Origin of the sequence: Paenibacillus glycanilyticus (assembly GCF_023715145.1) — a bacterium.
Classification (GTDB): domain Bacteria; phylum Bacillota; class Bacilli; order Paenibacillales; family Paenibacillaceae; genus Pristimantibacillus; species Pristimantibacillus glycanilyticus_A.
The window spans coordinates 1-222 of the sequence record NZ_JAMBNP010000095.1; the positions used below are offsets into that span (position 1 = coordinate 1).

Here is a 222-nt window from a genome sequence, read left to right on the forward strand (position 1 = left end):
AGGTTAGCGGCGGACGGGTGAGTAACACGTGGGTAACCTGCCCATAAGACTGGGATAACATTCGGAAACGAATGCTAATACCGGATACGCGAATTGGTCGCATGGCCGAATCGGGAAAGGCGGAGCAATCTGCCACTTATGGATGGACCCGCGGCGCATTAGCTAGTTGGTGGGGTAACGGCTCACCAAGGCGACGATGCGTAGCCGACCTGAGAGGGTGAT

General features: G+C 56.3%; 1 rRNA gene. It reads left to right on the top strand.

Annotation, left to right across the window (positions count from 1 at the left end):
* A 16S ribosomal RNA gene (locus tag M3194_RS31125) occupies positions 1-222 on the top strand; the annotation flags it as partial.